The sequence below is a fragment of the Stenotrophomonas sp. PFBMAA-4 genome, from assembly GCF_030053215.1.
Lineage (GTDB): Bacteria > Pseudomonadota > Gammaproteobacteria > Xanthomonadales > Xanthomonadaceae > Stenotrophomonas.
In genome coordinates this window covers 43,152-65,941 of record NZ_JASGBW010000029.1, presented here as the reverse complement: position 1 = coordinate 65,941, position 22,790 = coordinate 43,152, and the positions used below count along the sequence as shown (strand labels likewise).

At 68.5% G+C, this 22,790-nt stretch carries 22 protein-coding genes; 7 read left to right on the top strand and 15 right to left on the bottom strand.

What is annotated here, in order from left to right:
- Window positions 1-146: 146 nt before the first annotated feature.
- The 11 genes from QMZ26_RS16730 to QMZ26_RS16680 form a co-directional block, all read right to left on the bottom strand.
- Window positions 147-1,415 (bottom strand): glutamate-5-semialdehyde dehydrogenase, encoded by a 1,269-nt coding sequence (locus QMZ26_RS16730; RefSeq protein ID WP_283222106.1) that lies wholly within the window; start codon window positions 1,413-1,415, stop codon window positions 147-149.
- Window positions 1,412-2,569 (bottom strand): glutamate 5-kinase, encoded by a 1,158-nt coding sequence (gene proB, locus QMZ26_RS16725; protein ID WP_200734336.1) that lies wholly within the window; start codon window positions 2,567-2,569, stop codon window positions 1,412-1,414. Before proB ends, QMZ26_RS16730 begins: the two co-directional genes overlap by 4 nt.
- 10 nt (window positions 2,570-2,579) lie before the next feature.
- Window positions 2,580-2,843 carry a YciI family protein gene (locus QMZ26_RS16720; RefSeq protein WP_079222514.1) on the bottom strand — a complete coding sequence of 88 codons (264 nt, stop codon included), beginning with the start codon at window positions 2,841-2,843 and terminating at the stop codon, window positions 2,580-2,582.
- Window positions 2,843-4,138 (bottom strand): argininosuccinate lyase, encoded by a 1,296-nt coding sequence (gene argH / locus QMZ26_RS16715; RefSeq protein ID WP_283222105.1) that lies wholly within the window; start codon window positions 4,136-4,138, stop codon window positions 2,843-2,845. The genes QMZ26_RS16720 and argH overlap by 1 nt, the downstream gene beginning before the upstream one ends.
- Window positions 4,139-4,171: 33 nt before the next feature.
- Entirely contained in the window at window positions 4,172-5,125 is a 954-nt protein-coding gene (gene argC / locus QMZ26_RS16710) for an N-acetyl-gamma-glutamyl-phosphate reductase (RefSeq protein ID WP_283222104.1), read from the bottom strand.
- Window positions 5,122-5,724, bottom strand: coding sequence for a GNAT family protein (locus tag QMZ26_RS16705; protein ID WP_283222103.1), 603 nt, complete (start codon window positions 5,722-5,724; stop codon window positions 5,122-5,124). The genes argC and QMZ26_RS16705 overlap by 4 nt, the downstream gene beginning before the upstream one ends.
- Window positions 5,725-5,729: 5 nt before the next feature.
- Window positions 5,730-7,058, bottom strand: coding sequence for an acetylglutamate kinase (locus QMZ26_RS16700; protein ID WP_079222518.1), 1,329 nt, complete (start codon window positions 7,056-7,058; stop codon window positions 5,730-5,732).
- A 24-nt stretch (window positions 7,059-7,082) separates the two neighbouring features.
- Entirely contained in the window at window positions 7,083-8,171 is a 1,089-nt protein-coding gene (locus QMZ26_RS16695; protein WP_200734339.1) for an acetylornithine deacetylase, read from the bottom strand.
- Between the two features lie 87 nt (window positions 8,172-8,258).
- Window positions 8,259-9,455, bottom strand: a complete 1,197-nt coding sequence (locus tag QMZ26_RS16690) for an argininosuccinate synthase (RefSeq protein ID WP_283222102.1) — start codon at window positions 9,453-9,455, stop codon at window positions 8,259-8,261.
- 119 nt (window positions 9,456-9,574) lie between these two features.
- Complete coding sequence (locus QMZ26_RS16685) at window positions 9,575-10,585, bottom strand: N-acetylornithine carbamoyltransferase (protein WP_053443310.1); 1,011 nt, start codon at window positions 10,583-10,585, stop codon at window positions 9,575-9,577.
- Between the two features lie 352 nt (window positions 10,586-10,937).
- Window positions 10,938-11,501 (bottom strand): hypothetical protein, encoded by a 564-nt coding sequence (locus tag QMZ26_RS16680; RefSeq protein WP_283222101.1) that lies wholly within the window; start codon window positions 11,499-11,501, stop codon window positions 10,938-10,940.
- Window positions 11,502-11,689: 188 nt separating this feature from the next.
- On the opposite strand from QMZ26_RS16680, the gene cysS reads away from it, so the two are divergent.
- From cysS to QMZ26_RS16665, 3 genes are read left to right on the top strand one after another with little or no spacing between them, the layout of a single operon-like run.
- Entirely contained in the window at window positions 11,690-13,066 is a 1,377-nt protein-coding gene (gene cysS, locus QMZ26_RS16675; protein WP_200734447.1) for a cysteine--tRNA ligase, read from the top strand.
- Window positions 13,067-13,121: 55 nt separating this feature from the next.
- Complete coding sequence (locus tag QMZ26_RS16670; protein WP_079222523.1) at window positions 13,122-13,574, top strand: SufE family protein; 453 nt, start codon at window positions 13,122-13,124, stop codon at window positions 13,572-13,574.
- A complete protein-coding gene (locus QMZ26_RS16665; protein WP_108758198.1) occupies window positions 13,571-14,818 on the top strand; it encodes an MFS transporter in 1,248 nt (415 codons plus the stop codon). Before QMZ26_RS16670 ends, QMZ26_RS16665 begins: the two co-directional genes overlap by 4 nt.
- Window positions 14,819-14,999: 181 nt before the next feature.
- Here the strand turns inward: QMZ26_RS16665 and dksA are convergent, their stop codons facing one another.
- Complete coding sequence (gene dksA / locus QMZ26_RS16660; RefSeq protein WP_283222100.1) at window positions 15,000-16,241, bottom strand: RNA polymerase-binding protein DksA; 1,242 nt, start codon at window positions 16,239-16,241, stop codon at window positions 15,000-15,002.
- A gap of 270 nt (window positions 16,242-16,511) precedes the next feature.
- Here dksA and yidD point away from each other — a divergent pair, with 270 nt between their 5' ends.
- From yidD to QMZ26_RS16640, 4 genes are all read left to right on the top strand, one after another.
- Window positions 16,512-16,766 carry a membrane protein insertion efficiency factor YidD gene (gene yidD / locus QMZ26_RS16655; RefSeq protein WP_200734450.1) on the top strand — a complete coding sequence of 85 codons (255 nt, stop codon included), beginning with the start codon at window positions 16,512-16,514 and terminating at the stop codon, window positions 16,764-16,766.
- Between the two features lies 1 nt (window position 16,767).
- Entirely contained in the window at window positions 16,768-18,114 is a 1,347-nt protein-coding gene (locus tag QMZ26_RS16650; RefSeq protein ID WP_110712924.1) for a dihydroorotase, read from the top strand.
- The gene (locus tag QMZ26_RS16645) at window positions 18,114-18,962 is read left to right on the top strand and encodes a M23 family metallopeptidase (protein WP_079222528.1); all 849 of its coding nucleotides are present in this window, start codon (window positions 18,114-18,116) and stop codon (window positions 18,960-18,962) included. The genes QMZ26_RS16650 and QMZ26_RS16645 overlap by 1 nt, the downstream gene beginning before the upstream one ends.
- A gap of 100 nt (window positions 18,963-19,062) precedes the next feature.
- The gene (locus QMZ26_RS16640) at window positions 19,063-20,571 is read left to right on the top strand and encodes a hypothetical protein (RefSeq protein ID WP_283222099.1); all 1,509 of its coding nucleotides are present in this window, start codon (window positions 19,063-19,065) and stop codon (window positions 20,569-20,571) included.
- An 87-nt stretch (window positions 20,572-20,658) separates the two neighbouring features.
- On the opposite strand, the gene QMZ26_RS16635 is transcribed toward QMZ26_RS16640, so the two are convergent.
- From QMZ26_RS16635 to ubiG, 3 genes are read right to left on the bottom strand one after another with little or no spacing between them, the layout of a single operon-like run.
- Window positions 20,659-21,363 carry a phytoene/squalene synthase family protein gene (locus tag QMZ26_RS16635; protein WP_283222098.1) on the bottom strand — a complete coding sequence of 235 codons (705 nt, stop codon included), beginning with the start codon at window positions 21,361-21,363 and terminating at the stop codon, window positions 20,659-20,661.
- Window positions 21,364-21,374: 11 nt separating this feature from the next.
- Entirely contained in the window at window positions 21,375-22,070 is a 696-nt protein-coding gene (locus QMZ26_RS16630) for a phosphoglycolate phosphatase (protein ID WP_108758195.1), read from the bottom strand.
- Complete coding sequence (ubiG, locus tag QMZ26_RS16625) at window positions 22,067-22,783, bottom strand: bifunctional 2-polyprenyl-6-hydroxyphenol methylase/3-demethylubiquinol 3-O-methyltransferase UbiG (protein WP_283222097.1); 717 nt, start codon at window positions 22,781-22,783, stop codon at window positions 22,067-22,069. The genes QMZ26_RS16630 and ubiG overlap by 4 nt, the downstream gene beginning before the upstream one ends.
- Window positions 22,784-22,790: the final 7 nt, after the last annotated feature.

Here is a 22,790-nt window from a genome sequence, read left to right as displayed (position 1 = left end):
TGCCGCGACCAAGCCCCCATGGATGGGTTTACGGCGTCCCCCTCAACCGGACCCACCCCGCCAACCCACGGAATGCCCGCTTCTGCTGTTGACGTTGACGTTGATTCAAAGCAGGTGCAGGGCTGCAAGCCCTGCAGGACAAACCCCTACCGTGTCTGCCCTTCGCCGCGAACCACGAAACGTTCGACCGTCAGCGCTTCCAGGCCCATCGGCCCATACGCATGCAGGCGCGTGGTGGAAATGCCGATCTCGCTGCCCAACCCCAGCTGCCCGCCATCGGAGAAACGCGAGGACGCGTTGACCATCACCACGGCAGAACGCAGTGCGTTGACGAAGCGCTCGGCATGGCCACTGTCTTCGGTGGCGATCACTTCGGTGTGGTCGGAGGTGTAGGTGCGGATGTGGGCGATGGCGGCGTCCAGATCATCGACCACCCGTACCGCCAGCACCAGGTCGAGGAACTCCGCTGCGTAATCCTCGTCGGTGGCGGCCGTGCTGCCCGGCAGCAGCGGTTGCGCACGTGCGTCGGCACGCAGCTGCACGCCACGTTCGCCCAGTGCCTGCGCCGCGCGCGGCAGGAAAGTGTCGGCCACGTCCTGGTGCACCAGCAGCGTTTCCAGCGAATTGCAGGCCGCCGGGCGGCTGCACTTGCCATCCACCAGCAGGCCGATGGCCTTGTCCAGGTCGGCGCTGGCATCCACGAACAAGTGGCAGACACCCTTGTAGTGCTTGATGACCGGTACGCGCGCGTGCTCGGCCACGAAACGGATCAGCCCTTCGCCACCGCGGGGAATGGCCAGGTCGATCAGCTCGTGCAGCTGCAGCAGCTCCAGCATCGCCTCGCGGCGCAGGTCGGTCAGCACGGTCACTGCGGCCGGCGGCACGCCATTGGCCTGCAGGGCCGCAGCCAGTGCCTGGGCGATGGCGGTGTTGGAATGGATCGCCTCCGAGCCGCCGCGCAGGATCACGCCGTTGCCGGCCTTCAGGCACAGCGCCGCCGCTTCGGCGGTCACGTTCGGCCGCGCTTCGTAGATCATCGCGATCACGCCCAGCGGCACGCGCACCTTCTGTACGCGGATGCCGTTGGGGCGCACGTCGTCGCGGGTCACCTGCCCCACCGGGTCCGGCAGCGCGGCCACCTCGCGCACGGCCTCGGCCATCGCGAACAGGCGCGCCGGGTCCAGGGCCAGGCGGTCGAGCATCGCGCTGCCGACACCCTTCTCGCGCGCCGCCGCCAGGTCACGGGCATTGCCGGCCAGGATCAGCCCGGCGTTCATCTCCAGTGCCTGGGCCATGGCCTGCAGCAGCGTGCCGCGTGCGGCGCTGTCCAGGCCAGCGACCACTTGGGCCGCGTCACGACAGGCACGTGCCTGCGCTTCGATTTCACTCATGGGGGTGTCCTGCAGTCCGGTCATGGCAGCACCAGATCGTCGCGATGGACGACGGTACCGCCGTAGTTGTAGCCGAGCACGGCCTGGATGTCGCGCGAATGGCGGCCAGCGATGCGGCGCACATCATCGGCGGCGTACTGGCTGACGCCACGGGCGACGCAGAGGCGGCCCTGCGGCGTGTTCCAGCACACCTGCACCATGTCGCCGCGGCGGAAATCGCCATCGGCGCCGGTGATGCCGCCGGGCAGCAGCGAAGCGCCCTTCTCGCGCATCGCCTGCGCCGCACCGGCATCGACCAGGATCGCGCCGTCGGCCAGCGGCGCATGCCGCAGCCAGTGCTTGCGTGCGGCCTCACGGCTGCGCGCGGCATGGATGCGCGTGCCGAACAGACGGTCCTGTGCCAGCGCGCGCACCACGTCGCCGCTGCGGCCGTTGAACAGATAGGTTTCGATGCCGAGCCGACCAGCCTTGGCCGCGGCTTCCAGCTTGGTGCGCATGCCGCCGGTGCCGGCGCGCGAACCGGCGCCGCCGGCCATCGCCAGCACTGTGTCATCCAGCTCGGGGACGTCGTGCAGCGGGCGCGCATCGGCCACGGTGCGCGGGTCGGCGCTGTACAGGCCGTCGATGTCGGTGGCGATGAACAGCGCATCGGCATCGACCAGCGCGGCCACGGTGGCGGCCAGGTTGTCGTTGTCGCCAAGCTTGAGTTCGTCCACCGACACGGTGTCGTTCTCGTTGACCACCGGCAACGCGCCCAGCCGCAGCAGCTCGGTGAGCGTGGCGCGTGCATTGAGGTAGCGACGGCGGTTGCGCAGGTCGTCGTGGGTCAGCAGCACCTGCGCCACCGGGCGCTCGAAGAAGCGCTGCCAGAGGCCAATCAGCTGTGCCTGGCCCAGCGCGGCCAGTGCCTGCCGCGCGGCCATCGCCGCACCGGGCTCATCGGCACGCGGCAGGATGGCGCGGCCGGCGGCGACCGCGCCGGAGGAGACGATGACCACTTCGCGCCCGGCCAGCGCGTTGGCCGACACGAACTGCGCCAGGCCCAGCGCATGCCGCGGCGACAGGCCACCGCCATCGGCGGCCAGCAGGCTGCTGCCCACCTTGAGCACGGCACGCCGCCACGGCGGCAGCGCTTGTTCGGGGAACGGCGAGGCGACGTGGGTGGCGTGCAGAGTCATCAGGTGCGCCTCAGCGGGTGTTCCATTCGTGCACGGTCAGGTGCGAGGCCTGCATCGTCACCAGCGGATCGGTAGCGACGATGGCCTGTGCATCGGCCAGGCTGGCCACATTGCACAGCACGTAGGCGCCGCCACTGCCATCGGTGAATCCGCCGGTCAGCTGCAGCTGGCCCTGCGCGCGCAGCGCATCGAGGAAATCCAGGTGCGGCTGCACGGCGGCGGCGTTGAAGTCGGGCCGGCGCATGGCCAGCACCAGGTAGACGGTGCCCGCCATCAGGCCAGCGCCTGCCAGCGCGTGCGCAGTTCGTCCAGGCGCAGGTCGGCGGCCGAGCCGGGCGACACGCGCGCGGCCAGGCTGCCTTCCGGCGTGCGGCCCTGCCCTGCGCTGTCGGCACCGGCCGCGGCGGCCTTGTAGGCTTCGCGGAACGGCACGCCCGCAACGGCGGCTTCGACGGCGACGTCGGTGGCGTACATGCCCGAATCAATGGCCGCGCGCAGCTTGTCGTCACGCCATTCCAGGTTGGCCAGCAGCGCCGGCAGCAGTTCCAGCGCGGCCAGGCCGCGGCCGAAGCCGTGGAAGATGGCGCCCTTGGACGACTGCAGGTCGCGGTGGTAGCCCGAAGGCAGCGACAGCAGCTGCTCGATCTCGGTGCGCGCGGCGGCGACGCTGGCGTGGGTGGCACGCATCAGCTCGATCACGTCCGGGTTGCGCTTGTTGGGCATGATCGAGCTGCCGGTGGTGTACTGCGCCGGCAGGGCGACGAAGCCGAACTCGGCGCTGGTGAACAGGGACAGATCCCAGGCGATGCGGCGCAGGTCCAGGGTGGCGCCGCCCAGGGCTTCCAGCGCAGCCAGTTCGAACTTGCCGCGCGACAGCTGCGCGTAGATCGGCGAGATCTGCATGCGCGCAAAGCCCAGCGCGGCCGTGGTGTGTTCGCGGTCCAGCGGCAGGTTCACGCCGTAACCGGCGGCGGTGCCCAGCGGGTTGGCATCGACCAGTGCGTGGGTGTCACGCGCACGCACGGCATTGTCGATGAAGGCTTCGGCCCAGCCGGCCCACCACATGCCCGCCGAGGACACCACGGCGCGCTGGATGTGGGTGTAGCCGGGAAGCGGCACGTCCTTCTCGGCCTGCGCGCGGTCCAGCGCGACCTTGGCCACTTCGGCGCTGAGCTGGGCAACGCGCTGCAGCTTTTCCTTCAGCCACAGGCGGGTGGCCACCAGGATCTGGTCGTTGCGGCTGCGGCCAGTGTGGATCTTGCGGCCGGCATCGCCCAGGCGCTTGGTGAGGCGCGCTTCGATGGCCGAGTGACCATCCTCGTACTGCGTATCGAGCACGAAACGGCCTGCGCGGAAGTCCTGTGCCAGCACCTCCAGTTCGCGCAGCAGGCCTTCCAGCTCGTCGGCGCTGAGGATGCCGATGTGCTGCAGGCCCTGCGCGTGCGCGGCGCTGGCGGCGATGTCGTGCAGGAAGAATTCGCGATCGAGGATCACGTCATCGCCGGCGAGGAAGGTCTGGATCTGGGCGTCGACGGCGACGCCGGGCTTCTGCCAAAGAAGGTCTGCCATGGGGGGCTCCGGGAAGGCGGTGTCTGGGCGGTATCAGTGAGGGATCGACGTCAGTTCGTCGATGCCCAGCGCGAGGTTGAGGTTCTGCATGGCCTGGGTGGCGGCGCCCTTGAGCAGGTTGTCCAGGGTTGCCACGACCACGACCCGCTTGTTGCCCGGGGCCAGGGTGAAGCCACCCACCTGCGCGCCATGGCGGCCGGCGATGCGGCTGACCCACGGCGCTTCATCCACGATCTCCACCAGCGGCTCACCGGCGTAGGCCTGCTGGAAGCGCTCGACGATCTGCTCGCGGGTCTGCGCGCGGTTCAGCCACAGGTTGGCGGTGAGGGTGATGCCACGGAAATGCGGCGCCACGTGCGGCATGAACTCCACCGGCACGCCCAGCTGCGCGGACACTTCGCGTTCGTGCATGTGGTTGGTCAGCGCGTAGGGCATCAGGTTGTCGGCCAGCAGCTCGGGGTTGTTCTTGTCCGAGGGCGAGGTGCCGGCACCGGAGTAGCCGGACACGCCGAAGCACTGCGGCGGGCCGGCCAGCAGGTCCAGCAGCGGATGGATCGCCAGCTGCATGGCCGTGGCGTAGCAGCCCGGGTTGCTGATGTGCTTCTGGCCCTGGTAGCGGCCACGGGTCAGCTCCGGCAGGCCGTAGTACCACTGGCCGTCGAAGCGGTAGTCGGCCGACAGGTCGATGATGACGGTGTCCGGCTTGGCCGCCTGCAGCGCGGCAACGAACGGGGCGGCCAGGCCATTGGGCAGGGCCAGGATCACCGCGTCCACGCCCTTGGCGGCCACGGCATCGGCGTCCAGGTTCTCGTAGTGCAGCTCGCCCTGGTATTCCGGGTGATGATCGGCCAGGCGCTTGCCAGCGAGCTCGCGCGAAGACACGAATGCCAGCTGCAGGCGCGGGTGCGCGGCCACCAGCTTGATCAGCTCGGCGCCGGTGTGGCCGCGGGCACCGACAATGCCCAGGGTGAAAGTCGAATCGTTCATGCGTGATGGTCCAGGCGGTGCTGCAGGTGGCGCTTCACGCCCTGCCATTCCGCGTCGATGATGGAGAAGATGACGGTGTCGCGCGGCGTGCCGTCGGCATGCCGGGTGTAGTTGCGCAGCACGCCGTCCTGCTTGGCGCCCAGGCGGGCGATGGCGGCGCGCGAGGCGTGGTTGAACCAGCTGGTTTCCAGCACCACGCTGATGCAGCCCAGGGTTTCAAACGCGTGCTGCAACAGCAGCAGCTTCGCCTCGGTGTTGACCCCGGTGCGCTGCACGCGCGGGGCGTACCAGGTGTAGCCGAGGCTGAGCCGGGGCACGCCCGGCTCCAGCGCATAGAAGCGCGTGCTGCCGACGATGTCGCCGGCCGCATCGCGGATCACGAACGGCAGCACCTTGCCTTCAGCCTGCACGTCCAGCGCGGCCTGCACGTAGTGCCCTGCCTGCTCCGGCGACGGCACCTGGGTGTACCAGAGCTGGTCCAGGCCGCTGCCTTGCAATGCCGCCGCCAGGCCGGGCACGTGGTCACGCTGCAACGGCTCCAGCATCACGTGCTGGCCGCGCAGGGTGGGAACGGTGGTCCAGGCGTCGGCGTGGCTCATCGCACTCAGTCCTGCAGGCTCGGCGGGCGCGCCGCGCAGTGGTCCACATAGGTCTTGATGCGGTCGATGCCATCGGCGCCGAACCAGAACACCTTCCAGGTGTTCTGCTTGTAGCAGCCGTCGGACTCGGCGTAGTAGAAATGGTTGATCGGGTTGCCGTTGCGCGAGCGCCAGAACAGCTGCGGGGTTTCTTCCAGCATCACGTTCCAGACGGCACGCCCCAGGCCCTCACCCTGCGCATCGTCGAGCACGGCGAACTTGTCCAGGTACACGCCTTCGGCTTCGTCGGTGAGGATGACCGCGGTGCGGTAGTTCTCGCTGACATAGGCGCGCAGCAGCTTGGTCTTCTCGAAATAATCCGGCACCAGGGTGCGGCCGAAGCTGGATTCGATCAGGCCCTTCAGGCGCGGCAGGTCCAGTTCGTCCCAGCCGGTGGCGCGCAGCACTTTCTCGCCCTTGCGCACCAGCGTGCCCGAGCCCTTGTGGGTGAACAGTTCCTTGGCCAGGTCAGCCGGCCGGGTGATCGACACCGACGATTCCAGCGGCAGGCGATCCAGCAGATCCTTGATCTGCTCGATCTTCACCTTCATGCCGCCGTGGATCCACGGCTGCGCGATCAGGTGGTCGTATTCGGTGGACAGGTTGATCGAATCGATCACGCTGCCCGACTCGTCCAGCAGGCCGCCGGTGCCGGTGAGGAAGATGATCTTGTACGGCTGCAGTTCCTGCACCAGCTCGTTGGCGGCAAAATCGGCGTTGACGTTGAGGATCTGCCCGCCAGCGGTCTCGCCCAGGCTGGTGATGACCGGGATCGAGCCGGCGCGCAGGCTGGCCTCGATCGGGGCCAGGTTGACCCGCTTCACTTCACCGACCAGGCCGTAGGTGTCCACGTCCAGGTATTCGGCTTCGAACACGCCGCCGGTGATGGAGGTGGCGCGCGCACCGTTCTGCTGCAGGGCCTCGACCAGGCGCAGGTTGGACTGCTGGAACACGCGGCGCACGATCGCCAGCGCTTCCGGCGACGTCACCCGCAGGCCGTTGACGGTCTGCTTGTCGATGCCGGCGGCCGACAGTTCGGCATCCAGCTGCGGGCCGGCGCCGTGCAGCACGATCGGGGTCAGGCCGACTTCCTGCAGGAACGACAGCGAGGAGGTCAGCGCTTCGAGATCGTCGCGCAGCACCGCGCCGCCGACCTTGACCACGGCGAAGCGCTTGGCGTCCAGCTGCGAGAAGCGCTTGAGGTACTGGCTGATCTCCTTCGCGCTGGCCATGCTGGAAAGCAGGCGCACGATGGTCTGGCGGGTCTGGCGGTGGGGCTGGAGGGCAGGAGACATTTCGGTTTCGTCAGAAGGTAGGTATCAGGCGCCGGCGGCGATGATGCGGTGCACGGCGTCGGTATAGCGCTGCAGCTGGTCCAGCGTCACGAACTCATCGGCGGTGTGGGCCTGGGCGATGTCACCCGGACCGAACACCAGCGTGGTGTAGCCACCGGCGGAGAACAGCGAGGCTTCGGTCCAGAAGTCCACGGCGTTGCCGATCGGCAGGTCCAGTGCATCGGCCACGTCGCGCGCCAGCAGGCGGCGGTGTTCCGCCTCGGCGATGTCACCGGCCGGCAGGCTGGGGCCACGGAAGGTTTCGGTGAACAGCGCGGCGTCCGGTTCGGCGAAGCCGGCGAAGGTGGCCAGCAGCGCATCGATGTCCATCGACGGCAACGGGCGGAAGCCGAAACGCACTTCGGCCGCAGGGGCGATCATGTTGGCCTTGATGCCACCCTCGACGCGACCGATGTTGAAGCGCAGGCCGGTGAGGCCGCCGAAGCGCGCCGAGGCCAGCGATTCCACGTGGTCCAGCGCGCGGTTGCCCCAGCGCATGGCCTGGTGCAATGCACTGGCGGCCGCATCCTGCTTGCCCGAGGCATGGCCGGCGCGGCCGGCAAACTGCATCAGCACCGAGCTGATGCCGCGGTGCGCCAGCACGGCCTCGCTCATGGTCGGCTCGGCCACCAGCACCGCTTCGTACGGCAGGCCACGGGCCAGGAACGCAGCGATGCAGCGCGGGTCGTTGGCTTCTTCGTCGCTGGAGAACAGGAACGCAGCATCGCCCTCGCTGGCGTTGGCCGCGGCCACCAGCGCCGCAGCGGCGCCCTTGATGTCACACACGCCCAGGCCGACCACGCGGTCGTCCAGGCGGCGCATCACGTGCGGGTCGGCACTCCAGTGCGGCGAATCGGGCACGGTATCCAGATGCACGTTGAACAGGTACTTCGGCGTCCCGCGCACGGCATACAGGCTGACCGCACCCGCGCCGTGGTCGATCACCTCGACGTTGAAGCCGGGCAGGTTCGCGCGCAGGTAATCGAAGATGCCACCGGTGGTGATCGCACGCGGCGGGTTGCGGGTGTCGAAGGACACCAGGGCCTGCAGGTGATCGAGCGTCTGTTCAAGCATGAATCAACAATCCTGGTAGTGCCGGCCGCTGGCCGGCAACGATATCGGTGGTGAATGCCGGCCAGCGGCCGGCACTACCGTCACAGGTCAACCGCGGTTCACCTGTGCATACAGGGTGGAGCTCATGCCGAACAGCTTGATGAAGCCTTCGGCCTCTTCCACGCCCCAGTCGGCCGACTGCGCGTAGGTGGCACCCTTGGTGTTGAGCAGGTGCGGCGACTTCACGGCCACCGCATCGACGCGGCCGCCACGGGTTTCCAGCACCACTTCACCATTGACCTTGGCCTGCGAGGACTTCAGGAAGGCCTCGATGTCGGTCTTCAGCGGGTCGTGGTAGAAGCCTTCGTACACCAGCTCCACCCACTTGCGCGCCACGTCCGGCTTGAAGCGGTTCTGCTGCTTGGTCAGCACGGCGTCTTCCAGGGCGCGGTGCGCGGCCAGCAGCGAGACCAGGCCCGGTGCCTCGAACACGATGCGGCCCTTCAGGCCGATCACGGTATCGCCGGTGTAGACGCCGCGGCCGACACCGTACGGGGCAAACAGCTTGTTGAGCTGGGCCAGGATCTGGTCACCCGGCAGCGCCTTGCCGTCCAGTTCGACGGCTTCGCCTTCGAGGAACTTCAGGGTCACGGTCAGGGCCTGTTCCGGCCACTCGCTGCGCGGCGAGCACCAGCCACGCGCGCCTTCGCCCGGGGCTTCCCAGCGGTCGATCTCGCCGCCGGACATGGTCAGGCCCAGCAGGTTCTCGTTGATGGTGTAGGCCTGCTGCTTGGCGCGCACGCCGAAGCCGCGTTCTTCCAGGTACTTCTGCTCGTAGGCGCGGGTCTGGGTGTGTTCCTTCTGGATCTCGCGGATCGGCGCGATGATCTGGTAGTCGCCCAGCGCCTTCACGGCCAGGTCGAAGCGGACCTGATCGTTGCCCATGCCGGTGCAGCCGTGGGCGATGATGTTGGTGCCCAGTTCGGCGGCACGCTTCAGCGCGGCGTCGACGATCAGGTAGCGGTCGGAGACCAGCAGCGGGTACTGGCCCTGGTAGCCTTCGCCGGCCCACACGAACGGCTTGACGAAGCCTTCCCAGATGGCCGGGCCACCGTTGACGGTCTGGTGGCTGGCCACGCCCAGCTCGGCAGCGCGCTTCTCGATGAAATCGCGCTCCTCATCATCCACGCCGCCGGTGTCGGCGAACACGGTGTGTACGTTGTAGCCACGCTCCTGCAGGTACGGCACGCAGAAGCTGGTATCCAGGCCGCCGGAGAAGGCGAGAACGACGTCTTTGTTGCTCATGGGGATCAGGTCCACTTGGGGGATGGGAATTCGGTAGAGCCGACCGTTGGTCGGCTGGAATGTTGGATGCACCGCTGCGGGAGCAGCCGACCAACGGTCGGCTCTACCCTTTGTTTGACCTAGCGCCCGGCAACCGCCGCCATGATCGCCTTCTGCACGTGCAGTCGGTTCTCGGCTTCGTTGATGGCGATGCACTGCGGCGAATCCATCACGCCGTCGGTGGCCTTGACGTTGCGGCGCAGCGGCAGGCAGTGGCTGAACACGCCGTTGTTGGTCAGCGCCATCTTGCGTTCGTCGACGATGAAGTGCTTGAACTGGTCGCGGATCGGCTTTTCCGGTTCCCAGTTGCCGAAGAACGGCAGCGCGCCCCAGCTCTTGGCGTAGACGACGTCGGCGCCGGCGTAGGCGCTGTCGATGTCATGGCTGATCTTCAGCGAACCACCGCTTTCGGCCACGTTCTGCTCGGCCCAGCCCATGTAGCGGTCGTCGAGGATGTAGTCGGCGGTCGGGCACAGCAGGGTCACGTCCATGCCCATGCGGGTGGCGATGGTCAGCGCCGAATTGGCCACGGCGGTGTTCAGCGGCTTGGGGTGGTAGGTCCAGGTCAGCACGTACTTCTTGCCGCGCAGGTCCTGGGTACCGAAGTGCTCCTGCAGCGCCATCACGTGGGCCAGTTCCTGGCACGGGTGGGTGATGGTCTCCATGTTGATGACCGGCACCGGCGAGTACTTGGCGAAGCTGTTGAGGACGATGTCCTGGCGGTCGTAGGCCCAGTCGATGAACTTGGGGAACGCACGCACGGCGATGATGTCGCAGTAACGTCCCAGCACCTTGGCCACTTCCGCGATGTGCTCTTCCGTGTCGCCATCCATCACCGTGCCGAGGTTGAACTCGATCGGCCACGCATCCTTGCCCGGCTGCAGCACCACCGCGTGGGCACCGAGCTGGAACGCGCCCAGTTCGAAGCTGGTGCGGGTGCGCATGGACGGGTTGAAGAACACCAGCGCGATCGACTTGCCCTTGAGCTGGTCGCCGAGCTTGTTGCGCTTGAACAGCGCGGCCTGGGTCAGCAGCGCGTCAAGATCGCTGCGGCTCCAGTCCTGGGTGTTCAGGAAGTGCTTGGGGGACATCATCTTTCCTTGCGTGGCGGCGCCGGGGGTGCGGCGCGGTGGAAGGGAGAACAGGGAACAGGGTGGGACGAAAAAGTTGCAGATGAAGCTTTCGGAACATGCATTTTTGAAGCGCGGAAACGAAAAAACCCAGCCGGGAGGCTGGGTTTTCATCGGACGAACAGCAGAAAGCTCCGGTTACCCAGCGAGGATGTGGGGTTCCGGTCGACGGGCACGCGACGTCATGCCAGTGGCCTGGCGGGCGGCGCTGCTGTCGTGCTGGAAGTCGGTGAGCTTCATGGTCGATTATCTTTGCATGGGGGCGGGGTGGGCGCAAGACCCCACGCTGCCGGCAGCGCATGGCCCCAGGCGGTCAGGGGGAACTGGCCGCAGCCTGCTCCGGGCCCACCCAGGGGGTGACCGAGACCCGGATCTTCAACCGGTTGCCGGGGTCTTCCGGCAGCCGCGAACGGTATTTGGTGCCCTTGTAGACGTAGTCAACGTCATAGGCGATGGGCCGGCGGAACTCGCGGCCGACCGGCACGATCTTGCAGTCGCGGGTCAGCATGGGGCCATTGTTGGCCGGGGCCGGGGCCGGATTCTCGGCGACCACCTCCTGGGCGGCCTCCTCGTCGCTGTGCTTGAACATCGAGCGCACCGAGTCCCAGAAGCGACCGATCCGCCCCTTCTCCTCCACCGGCTCCTCGCCGGTCACGTTGACCGGGGCCAGGGTGCGGGTCGAGACCGGCTCGCAGTGCTCCTCGGTGCGGGTCGCGCGCAGGGTCTGGAAGACCGGCTCGACGTTCAGCACCTGGGCGTAGTCGAACTTCACGTTCTCCACGATCACCACCCGGTTGCGCGGCTCGGCCTCCTGGGCCTGGGCCACGACCGGCGCCGCCGACAGGCAGGCCAGGGTGAGCAACGCGGTGGATTTCATTGGCGATGGAAGAAAGGGCACGGCGATAGTGTAGGCAGTGACGACCGCGAGGGGCTGAACATTACCCGTCCGCGCCGCTCCTGCCCACCCCTCGGCGGCCCCCCTGCCCCGCCCGGCCGCCGCCGGCCATCCCCCATTGGGGCCCGACACGTTCTAAAATCACAGGCTTGTCCCCCAGCCACAGCCCCATGACCCTGCGCCTGCACAACAACCTGACTCGCCAGCTCGAACCGTTCACCCCGATCGACCCGGCCTGTCCGACCCTGTATGTGTGCGGCCCGACGGTCTACAACTACGTGCACATCGGCAATGCCCGCGGCCCGGTGGTGTTCGGGGTCCTGGCCGACCTGCTGCGGCGGCGTTTCGGTGGCCTGCGCTACGCGCGCAACATCACCGACGTGGACGACAAGATCAACAACGCCGCGCGCGAGCAGGGCGTGCCGATCAGCACCATCACCGACAGGTTCGCCGCCGCCTACCGTGAAGACATGGCCGCGCTGGGCGTGGTGCCGCCGGACATCGAGCCGGAAGTGACCGCGCACATGCCGCAGATCATCACCATGATCGAGCAGCTCATCGCCAACGGGCACGCCTACGCCGCCGAGGGCCACGTGCTGTTCGCGGTGGCCAGCTTCGATGGCTACGGCAAGCTGTCGCGCCGCGATCCTGAGGAAATGCTGGCCGGTGCCCGCGTCGAGGTGGCCCCGTACAAGCGCGATGCCGGCGATTTCGTGCTGTGGAAGCCCTCCAGTGACGACCTGCCCGGCTGGGAATCGCCGTGGGGCCGTGGCCGCCCCGGCTGGCACATCGAATGCTCGGCGATGGCCGCCGCCCACCTGGGCGAGACCATCGACATCCATGCCGGTGGCGTGGACCTGCAGTTCCCGCACCACGAAAACGAGATCGCGCAGAGCGAGTGCGCCCATGGCGGCAGGATCTTCGCCCGGTTCTGGATGCACAACGGCATGCTCAACTTCGGCGGCGCCAAGATGAGCAAGTCGCTGGGCAACATCGAGCGCGTGCATGACCTGGTGCGCCAGCATCCGCCCGAGGCGCTGCGCCTGGCCCTGCTCTCGGCCCACTACCGGCAGCCGCTGGACTGGTCCGACGCGCTGATCGAACAGTCCGCGCGCACCCTGGACCGCCTGTACGGCACCCTGCGCGACCTGGCCGATGTGACCGCCACGGCGGCGATCCCGGCCGCCGTCGAGGCGACCCTGGACGACGATCTGAACACCCCGCAGGCGCTGGCCGAAGTGGCCCGCATCGCCGGCGAGGCGCGCCGCGCGACCGATCCTGCCGAGCGCACGCGCCTGAAGGGCGAGCTGCTCGGTGCCGGCCTGGCGCTGGGCCTGCTGCAGGCGGACCCGGCGCAGTGGTTCGGCACCGCCGCCAGCGAAGGCGACGACGATGCACGCATCCAGGCCCTGATCGACGAGCGTGCCGCCGCCAAGCAGGCCCGTGATTTCGCCCGCTCCGACGCCATCCGCGACCAGCTGGCCGCCGAAGGCATCGTCCTGGAAGACACCCCGCAGGGCGTGCGCTGGGTGCGCAAGCGCGCCTGACCCGCCCTGCCCCGTGGCTGGCGCCTCCGGCCACGCCCCCACTGTAGAGACCGTTGTGACCGACTCCCCGTTCCCGCTTGAACCCACCGCCGCCGAGGCCCAGGCCGCCATCGCCGAGGAATTTGCCTTCTTCGGCGACTGGTCCGAGCGCTACCAGTATCTGATCGACCTGGGCCGCAAGCTGCCGGCCTTCGCCGACGCCTGGAAAACCGAAGAGCACCGCCTGCTGGGCTGCCAGTCGATGGTCTGGATCGTGCCCGAAGGCAACGCGCAGTCGCTGCGCTTCCACGCCATCAGTGATTCGGCCATTGTCTCCGGCCTGATCTTCCTGGCCCTGCGCGTGTATTCCGGGCGTTCGGCGCAGGAGATCCTGGACACCGAACCGAGCTACATCCAGGACATCGGCCTGGCCCGCCACCTGTCGCCTACCCGCAGCAACGGCGTGGCGGCGATGCTGGCCTTCATCCGCGAGACCGCGCAGGCCCAGCTGCAGCGCGAACAGCCGTGACCGCCGCCGCCACCGGGGACGAAGGCGCGCTGGCCCTGCTGGGCCGGCCGGGCTTTGCCAAGCTGCTGGCGTACCGCATCTTCGCGATGCTGTCCTACCAGGTGGTGGCCGTCACCGTCGGCTGGCACATCTACGAAGTCACCCGCAATCCGTTCTCGCTGGGCCTGGTCGGCCTGGCCGAGGTGCTGCCGTTCTTCTGCGTGGCGCCGTTTGCCGGCTACCTGGTGGACCACCTGCCGCGCCGCCGGCTGGGCATGGTCGCCTGCGCCGGCCTGGTCGCCACCGCCGTGGTGCTGACCGGCGTGGCCACCGGCTGGCTGCCGTTCCAGGGCGTGTGGCCGATCTACGCCGCCATCGCGCTGACCGGCATGGTGCGCGCGTTCCTGTCGCCCATCTACAACGCGCTGTTTGCCCGCGTGCTCGAGCGCAGCCAGTTCGCCCGCGGCGCCGGCCTGGGCAGCGTGGTGTTCCAGTCGGGCATGGTGGTGGGCCCGGCGCTGGGCGGCATCCTGGTCGGCTGGGGCGGCAAGGGCCTGTCCTATGGCGTGGCCACCGCCTTCGCCGTGGTGGCGATGGGCTGCCTGGCCACGCTGAAGGTGAGCGAGCCGGTGCACGACGGCCCGGCCGCGCCGATCTTCAAGAGCATCGCCGAGGGCGCCCGCTTCGTGGTCGGCAACCGGATCATGGTTGGTGCGATGGCACTGGACATGTTCTCGGTGCTGCTGGGCGGCGTGGTGGCGATGCTGCCGGCCTTCCTGCAGGAGATCCTGCACTACGGCCCCGAGGGCCTGGGCATCCTGCGCGCGGCGCCGGCGCTGGGTTCGATCGCGGTGGGCCTGTGGCTGGCCCGCCACCCGCTGCAGAAGAATGCCGGCCGCGTGCTGCTGTTCGCTGTGGCCGGTTTCGGCCTGTGCGTGGTCAGCTTCGGCCTGTCCCAGCACTTCTGGCTGTCGGCGCTGATCCTGCTGTTCTACGGCGCCTTCGACGGCGTCTCGGTGGTGGTGCGCTCGACCATCCTGCAGCTGGCCACGCCGGAGGAAATGCGCGGGCGGGTGTCGTCCATCAACGGCATCTTCATCAGCTCGTCCAACGAGCTGGGCGCGTTCTACGCCGGCACGATGGCGAAACTGCTGGGCCTGGTGCCGGCGGTGGTGCTGGGCGGGTTTGCCGTGTTGAGCGTGGCCGGGATCACGGCGTGGAAGAACCCGACGCTGCGGAAGTTGAACCTGCGCGACCTGCAATGAACCTGTAGAGCCGAGCCCATGCTCGGCTGGCTTCTTTGTAGTGCCGAGCCCACGCTCGGCTGGCCCATGAAGAGCTGAAAAGCAGCCGAGCATCGGCTCGGCTCTACAGGAGCCATCCAGGCACCCAACAAAAAACCCGGCCGAGGCCGGGTTTTTCGCATGACCAGACAACGAACTGGAATCAGTCGCCCTGCTGCTTCTGCAGGTGCTCCCAACGCTCCTGGGCGTCGATGGTGCGCTCGGCGGTCAGGCGCGCTTCGAGGCGCTCCAGGCCGATTTCCTCACCGGTGTCCACGCAGTAACCGTAGTCGCCGGCTTCCAGGCGCTTCAGGGTGCTGTCGATCTTGCCGATCAGCTTGCGGTAGCGGTCACGGGTACGCAGTTCCAGCGAGTTCTCGGTCTCGCGGGTCGCACGCTCGGCTTCATCGCCGATGTCACGCACTTCCTCACGCAGGTTCTCGATGGTCTGCTTGGACTCTTCCACCAGGTCGGCGCGCCAGTTCTGCAGGCGCTGGCGGAAGTATTCCTGCTGCAGCGGGCTCATGTACTCCTCGTCCGAGCCGGGCTTGTAGCCGGTCGGCAGGATCGGGCGGCCGGTGGCCTCGTCGGTCTTGTATTCGACGACCTTGTACTTGCTGCGCGGGGCCGGCGCCGCCGAACGGGCGGTCACAGCCACGGCAACCTTGCCCACGGGGCGCGACACGGTCTTCGGAGCGGGATCTGGTTTCACGGCAGTTTTCACAGCGGTCTTGGCAGGCGATTTCGAAACGGGCACGGGATTCTTGGATTGCGGGGCCGTCGATGCTGCAGGGGTGGCGGCCGGGGCCGGCTTGGGGGCCGGTTGGGCTGCTGCCACTGCCGCGGTCTTGGCCGGGACAGACTTGGCCGGAGCTGCCTTGGCGGCGGGCTTCGGTGCGGTTTTCACTACCGGGGCCGGGGCCGGCTTGGCAGCCGGCTTGGCGACATTCTTGGTTACCTTCTTTACAGCGGCAGGCGTGGCGGCGGGTTTAGCCGTTGCACCCTTCTTCACCGCCGGCTTGGCTGCCGGCTTGGCCGCGGCCTTCTTTGCCACCGGCTTCGGTGCGGGCTTGGCGGCGGCCTTCTTCGGTGCCGGCTTGGCCACGGCCTTCTTGACCGGTGCAGCCTTGCTGGCAGCCTTCTTTGCCACCGGCGCCTTCTTGCTGGCGGCCGCTGGCTTGGTCTTGGCCGGCGCTGCGGCCTTCTTCGCCGCAGGCTTGCTGGCCTTGGCCGGCGTTTTCGTTGCGGTGGCCTTCCTGGCCGCCGGTTGTGAGGATGCTGCCTTGGGGGCCGCCTTGCTGGCCGGCTTCTTGGCAACAGGCTTGGCCGCCAACTTCTTCACAACAGGCTTGGCGGTTTTCTTGGCGGCCTCGACGGCCTTCTTTGCAGTTTTTTTAGCAGCCACGAAACGCTCTTCCTTGGATTCCCCGGGGCCCGGGAAAGCGGGCCTTTATAGCCTACCCGACCCGCAGCAGCAACCTTGGGGGCCTGCTCCATTCAGTCCTGGAGCCAGCGGTCCAAAGCGACGGTCCGACGAACTGGGCCGCCTTGCGCGGTACGGAACCTGGCCGGCACCTCACGGTGCCGGTACCGGTCGCAGGCCATGGGCGACATGCGACCAACGGCCCATCCTGCACAAATGCGGGCTTCATGCCAACTGGCATAAGATGACTGGGTGATCTCGCGCCTGCTCATTGCCCTGCTGCGCTTCTACAAGCGCTTCATCAGCCCCCTGCTGGGGCCGCGCTGCCGTTTTGTGCCCAGCTGTTCTGAATACGCAATGGACGCCATCGCGCTGCATGGCCCACTGCGTGGCAGCTGGCTGGCCGCGCGCCGCCTCGGCCGCTGCCATCCGTTCCACCCCGGCGGCTTCGATCCGGTGCCCGAATCGCCCAACGCCCCCTCTTGCCGTTGCACAGGAAAACACTGACATGTCCTCCACCCTCATCACCAATGCCCGCATGGTCAACGAAGGCCGCACCTTCGACGGCGACCTGCGCATCGAGAACGGCCGCATCGCGCAGATCGGCAGTGGCCTGGCGCCGCGCGACGGAGAACAGGTGGTGGACGCAGCCGGGCGCTGGCTGCTGCCCGGCATGATCGATGACCAGGTGCACTTCCGCGAGCCGGGCCTGACCCACAAGGGCGACATCGCCAGCGAATCGGCGGCCGCCGTGGCCGGTGGCCTGACCAGCTTCATGGACATGCCCAACACCAACCCGCCCACCCTGGATTCAACCATCCTGGAAGCCAAGTACGAGCTGGCACGCGGCCGCGCCTGGGCCAACTACGGCTTCTACCACGGCGCCAGCAATGACAACCTGGAAGCGATCCGCGCGCTCGACCCGAAGAAGGCACCGGGCGTGAAGGTGTTCATGGGTGCCTCCACCGGCAACATGCTGGTGGACAACCCGGAGACGCTGGATGCGATCTTCCGCGAATGCCCCACGCCGATCATCACGCACTGCGAAGACACGCCGATGATCGATGCCAACCTCAAGGCCTTCCAGGAAAAGTACGGCGACGCGCTGACCCCGGACATGCACCCGGACATCCGTTCGCGCGAGGCCTGCATCAAGTCGACCCGCCTGGCCATGTCGCTGGCGCGCAAGCACGGCACCCGCCTGCACGTGCTGCACATCTCCACCGCCGACGAGCTGGCGCTGTTCGAGAAGGGTCCGCTGATCCGCGCCGACGGCAGCCGCAAGCAGATCACCGCCGAAACCTGCGTGCACTTCCTGCACTTCGCCCGCCCGGATTACGCGACCAAGGGCAACCTGATCAAGTGCAACCCGGCCATCAAGGAAGTGTCCGACCGCGAGGCGATCACCGCCGCGCTGGCCGATGACGTGCTGGACGTGCTGGCCACCGACCACGCCCCGCACACCTGGGAAGAGAAGCAGAAGCCGTATGCGCAGGCACCGTCGGGCCTGCCGCTGGTGCAGTACGCGCTGGTGGCCGCGCTGGAGCGCGTGCACGAAGGCAAGCTGACCCGCGAACAGGTGGTGCAGAAGTTCGCCCACGCCCCGGCGCAGCTGTTCGATGTGGAAGAGCGCGGCTTCCTGCGCGAGGGCTACTTCGCCGACCTGGTGCTGGTGGAAGACGTGCCGTTCACCGTCAAGCGCGAGGACGTGCTGTCCAAGTGCGGCTGGTCGCCGTTCGAAGGCACCACCTTCCGTTCGCGCGTGGCCTCCACCTGGGTCAACGGCCAGCGGGTGTGGGACGGCAGCAAGCTGGTGGGCGAACCCGCCGGCCAGCGCATGACCTACGACCGCTGATGCGTTCGGCACTGATGATCGGGGCGCTGCTGCTGGCCGCGCCCCTGCTCACCGCACCCCAGGCGCAGGCGCAGGATGGCATCGGCAGCCTGATCGACAGCCGCGTGGTGTTCCCGGCCAGCGCTTCGCAGGGCGCGCTGGTGATCGGCAAGGTGCCCGCCGGCAGCCGCGTGCAGTACGCCGGCCGGCAGTTGCGGGTGAGCAGCTACGGCAGCGTGGTGTTCGGCATCGGCCGCGATGAGAAGGGTCCGCTGCAGGTACAGGTGCAGCGCCCCGACGGTGGCAGCGAGACGGCCACCATCACCGTGACCGCGCGCGACTGGCCGACCGAGCGCGTCAACGGCGTGCCGCCGAAGACGGTCAATCCGCCACCGGCGATTGCCGAGCGGATCAAGCGCGAACAGGCGCAGGTGACCGCCGCGCGCGCCCGCGATGACGACCGTACCGATTTCACCCAGACCTTCATCTGGCCGGTGCAGGGCCGCATCAGCGGTCGCTTCGGCAATGCGCGCGTGTACAACGGCCAACCCGGCGCCGGTCATTCGGGCATGGACATCGCCGTGCCCACCGGCACCCCGGTGAAGGCACCGGCGGCCGGCGTGGTGACGTTCGCTGGCCCGGACCTGTACCTCACCGGCGGCACCCTGCTGATCGACCATGGCTACGGCGTCAGCTCGAACTTCCTGCACCTGTCGCGCATCGACGTGAAGGTCGGCGACCGGGTGACCCAGGGCCAGGTGATCGCCGCTGTCGGCGCCACCGGCCGTGCCACCGGCCCACACCTGCACTGGGGCATGAACTGGTTCGACACCCGCATCGATCCGTTGCTGGTGCTGGAGCGCAAATAACACGTGCCTGTCGTCGCCGGGCATGGCCCGGCGCTACCCGATCACCGCGCACGGTAGCGCCGGGCCATGCCCGGCGGACAAGGAAACGGAGGAATGTTGCATGCCCGCTCCGGGTGATATCCATGTCGTCCACAACGAACGCCTGCAGGCGTTCGTCGCCTACCAGCTGACCCACCAGGATGCGCGCGACGGCAGCCTGGCCGTGCTGACCCTGGACTGGACCGGCGCCACGCTGCCCGACCCGGACGCCGTGGCGGCCATGCAGCCGGCGCGCTTCAACTACCTGCAACAGGACAACGCGCTGCACCACCTCGGGGTGGGCAAGCAGGTGCCGCGCGACTTCCAGCGCGTGGGCTGGCGCGCGCCCCTGATCGACGCCGCGCCGAACCGGTTCGGCAGCTGGCCCGATGGATCGGAAATCGAACGCCAGCGCCACTGGGATGCACTGGATGCAGCCGCCACGCAGGCTTTCAAGCGCGCCGCCACCGCCGAGGACCGCACGGTACTGCTGGAACACGGCGACCACCCGGTGCGCCGCTGTGCCACCCGCCTCCATGGCGCGGCCATGAACCTGGCCCCGTCATTGCACCTGTTCGATGCCTTGCCCCTGCTCACCCGGCTGGACATCGGCGAGCCGGTGCCCGGCCTGCTGCCGTGGCTGCGCACGCGGCCGCTGATCCACACGCTGGATATCAGCCACACGCAGGACACCACGCTGGACCTGCGCGGCACCGGCCTGGTCCAGGCCAGCATCGATGCCACCGGCCTGCACCACCTGCACCTCAACCACGGCCTGTCCCGGCTGACCCTGCACGGCACGATCACGCCCGGCCTGGTCATCGAAGGCGAGGATGATGGCCGCTGGCTGACGCTCATCAGTACCGATGCCACGCTGCGCTGGTCCGGCCTGGCGGCGCTGGGTGCGCTGCAGCTGCGCGACGTGCGCGAACTTGATGGTGGGCGCATCACCGAACGCTTCCCGCAGCTGCGTGCGCTGCATGTCACCGGCGCGCCCGCCGTGCTGCACGGCCTGCAGCGGCTGGGCGAACTGCAGCAGCTGCATACCCTCAGTGCCAGCGACGTGTTCCCGCCGGAGGATGCGGTGTTTCCTGCACCCGGCTGCTGGCCGCGGCTGTGCCGGCTGTGGCTGGGCAGCGTGCCGGCTGCACTTGGCGCCGCAATCAGGAAGGCCTACAAGCGCGAGGTCGCCGGTGGCCTGGACCTCGCTGTCACCCAGCTGCGCACGCCGGACTGGCTGGCTGCCAACCTCGACAATCCGTTTCGTGATTGGGACGACAGCGCGCAGGTCAGCAGCGCGCAGGCGAAGGCGGCGGCCACGCTGTATCGCAAGGCCTGCAGCGAGGCGCTGAAGCTGGCCTCGGCAAGCGGCGACGCAGCGGCCGTGACGGAGGCGCTGGCGCAGGTGGGACGCACCTACACCGAAGGCTTCAACGCGCTGGATCGTCGCAGCGGCTTCATCGAAACCGAGGAACGCGAGCAGATCTACACCGCGTGGCTGGGCATCGTCGATGCGGTGGAAGCACGCAGCGGAATGGCGCTCGACCGCGAGGCATTGCGCGCGGCGATGAACGAGGTCAGGACGTTCTGAGGGCATCCGCCGGGCATGGCCCGGCGCTACCCGATTACCGCGCCCGGTAGCGCCGGGCCATGCCCGGCGAGCGCAGCGGCAGCCGCATCAACCGCGTGCGGCCCACCACACGCGCAGCAGCGTGCGTACGGGGGTCGCTTCAATCGGCTTGCCGGCCGCCTGTGCGGCCACGCGGGCGCGGGCCAGGCTGGCCCAGACGCGGCGCGCGCGCGGACCGGGTACGCGGGTGCCCCAGCCCTTCAACAGAGCCTGTGCCCACCGCTGCGCGGCGGTGCTGGCGTCCTGGTCCAGCAGGCTGCGCGGCACACCGGCCACGCCGGCATCCTGCAGGCGCTGGGCCAGGGTCTGCAGCTGCACTGCACGGCCGGCGCCCTTGCGCGGCGCGTCGTTGAACAGCACCGCTTCCACGGCGGCAACCGCTTCGGCGTAGTTGGCCAGCGCGCGCTCGGCGCTGGCGGCATCGAGGGCAACCGTGCGCGCCTCGACCAGGTCCGGCAGCGTCCCGGCCAGCTGCGCCCACGGCGCACGCACCGGCTCCAGCAGGCGGCCCAGCGGATGGCGCGAACGCTGCCCCGCCCAGCTGCGCAGCTCCTCGCCCCACCACGCCAGCTTGGCGTCGGCCGGCAGCGGGTCGCCGCTGGTGTTGAGCATGTCGTCGAACTCCTGCAGCAGCGCAAACCACGCCACCGCGAGCTCGCGTTGCGATTCGGCCACGAACGGGGCGGCCACCGACCATTCCGGCCAACGGCTGCGCCACTTGTCGAGGAAACTGTCCAGCGCGGTACTGCTCACTACGTCATTCCTTACGGCTGGGCCGGGGCTGCCGGCCGGGTCGGCCAGAGACTGGCCAGTTGCAGAAGTTCGGCGTTTTCCACCAGCACGTCGGCCTGCCAGGCCAGCGGATCGTCGCTGTGCAGGCGGTAACCCCACAGCGCTGCCACCGAAGGCATGGCCGCCGCGCGTGCGGCGATGATGTCGCGCTCGTCGTCGCCCACGTACACGCAGTCTTCGGCGGCGATGCCGATCGCCTGCGCGGCATGCAGCAGCGGCAGCGGATGCGGCTTGCGCTCGGCCAGGCTGTCACCGCCCACCAGCACCGCGCAGCGCTGCTGCCAGCCCTGCTGCGGCAGGATCAGGCGCGCCAGGTATTCCGGCTTGTTGGTGACGATGCCCCACACGGTACCTGCGGCATCCAGCGCGGCGAGCATGCCGGCCACGCCGTCGAACAGCACCGCGTGCTGGCCGATCAGCGCTTCATAGCGCTGCAGGAACTCGGGAATCAGGGCATCGCGCTCGGCCGCGTCCAGATCCGGGAAGGCGGCGGTCAACATCGCACGCGAGCCCTTGGACACCACCGGGCGCAGCTGCGCCGGGTCGATCGGCGCACGCCCGCGCTCGGCCAGCATCGCATTGCAGGTGGCGACGAAATCCGGCGCACTGTCCAGCAGCGTGCCGTCCAGGTCGAACAGCACCGCCCGCGGGAAGCTGGCCGTGGTCATGCAGGCTTGACCGCGTAGGCCAGGTAGTTGATGTCGGTGCGGCTGCTCAGGCGGGCATGGTTGCGCCACGGCTCATAGGCCATGCCGCTCACATCCACCAGCTGCACATCGGCCTCGCGCAGCCAGCGTGCCAGCTCGGCCGGCTTGATGAATTCCTGGTAGTGGTGGGTGCCCTTGGGCAGCAGCCGTGCCACGTACTCGGCGCCGACAATCGCCACTGCGAACGCGGCAGCGGTGCGGTTGATGGTCGACAGGAACAGGTGGCCACCGGGCTTCAGCAGGCGCTTGCAGGCCTCGATGATCGCGCCCGGATCGGGCACGTGCTCGAGCATTTCCATGCAGGTGACCACGTCGAAGCTGCCCGGCTGCTCGGCGGCCAGGTCCTCGGCGGCCTGCACCCGGTAATCGACGTTGGCGCCGCTTTCCAGCGCATGCAGGCGCGCCACCTTGACCAGCTCCGGGGCGAGGTCGATCGCGGTGACGTCGGCGCCGGCCTGGGCCAGTGCTTCGCTCAGCAGGCCACCACCGCAGCCGATGTCGAGCACGCGCGCACCGCGCAACTGCACGCGGTCAGCCACGTACTTCAGGCGCACCGGGTTCAGCGCATGCAGCGGCTTCTGCGGGCCATCAGCGTCCCACCAGCGGTTGGCCAGCGCGGCGAACTTGTCCAGCTCGGCCTGATCGAAATTGGAGGAAGCGTGGGGGGCAGTCATGAGAAAG